This is a genomic window from Rhizobium giardinii bv. giardinii H152 (genome assembly GCF_000379605.1).
Lineage (GTDB): Bacteria > Pseudomonadota > Alphaproteobacteria > Rhizobiales > Rhizobiaceae > Pararhizobium > Pararhizobium giardinii.
Map to the genome: position 1 here is coordinate 1 of NZ_KB902620.1, position 1,251 is coordinate 1,251.

1 protein-coding gene is annotated in these 1,251 nt (G+C 56.9%); it reads left to right on the forward strand.

What is annotated here, in order from left to right; translation table 11 throughout:
• Positions 1 to 282 precede the first annotated feature (282 nt).
• A partial coding sequence (locus A3AY_RS35025) for a sigma-54 interaction domain-containing protein (RefSeq protein ID WP_018325708.1) occupies positions 283 to 1,251 on the forward strand: 969 nt, incomplete at its 3' end.

Here is a 1,251-nt window from a genome sequence, read left to right on the forward strand (position 1 = left end):
ATCATGGTTTCGATATGCATCATTTCTGCTCCCCTTTTAGGTTTTTACACAGGGAACATCGCAAGGGTCGGGCCAGTTCGCAGCTTTCGACGAATACATTGATTAACCGCTTGGAAACTTGTGCGAAATTCGACGGCCATGCCCCCCACGGAAGAAACTTGTACGTCAGCTTCCTGCGCACACCGTCACCTAATGGAGACATATCTTGTCTCGCTTAAGAGACGATTTGTCGATAGAGTTACGGTCACGCAATTCATCGGGCTCCAACCAGGTCAGGCTGAGATGACGCTTCCGGAGTGGTTCGCAGGTTCGTCGGAAGAAGCCGGGTTTCTCCGCCTCGTGCTCGATCACGTGTCGGACTGCCTCGTTGCCGTCGATACAGCAGGGACAATCGTCTTGATCAATGAGCCCTACTGCCGACTGCTGGGCGGTGAGGCCGATGACTTCTTAGGGCGTCACATAACCGATGTGGTTGGGCCGCAGACCAGGCTCCATTTCGTTGCACGCGGGATCGGCACCCATGTCGGTTATCCGCTCGAGGTGCGTGGCCATAAACTGGTGACGAAGCAAGTTCCGGTGCACCGGGACGGCAAGATCATCGGCGCGGTCGGCCTTGCCCTGTTTTCCGACTACGATGCCTTGAAGAAAACCTACAGCCGCATATCGAAAGCGGAACTCGCCCTTCCGCAACGTCCCAGAGCATGGCAATCGAAGTTCAGCCTGGATGACATCATCGGCACGGGTGAGTTGATGGATTCCTATCGTGACGCCATCAAGATGGCCGCTGCGTATGAGTTGCCTGTGATGATTTGTGGCGAGACCGGCGCGGGCAAGGAACTGGCCGCGCATGCGCTGCATGCATTGTCGGACAGGCGTACTGGACCCTTTGTGTGGATTAACTGCGCTTCCATACCCAGCGAGCTCATCGAAGCCGAACTCTTCGGTTATGAAGGTGGTGCTTTCACGGGTGCTCGCAGCCAGGGCAAACCCGGCAAGTTCGAGCTTGCCGCAGGTGGGGTGCTATTCCTGGACGAGATCGGCGACATGCCGCTCGCGCTTCAGGGCAGTTTGCTGCGCGTTCTGCAGATGAACGAACTCGTCCGCGTCGGCGGCACTAATCCGGTCAGCGTCGACCTGGGAATCGTCTGCGCGACTAACACACATCTTCTTGAGCTGGTGAGGGTGGGCCGCTTTCGCGAGGACCTTTATCACCGGTTGAATGTTCTGCCGATCAATGTCCCTCCCCTGCGA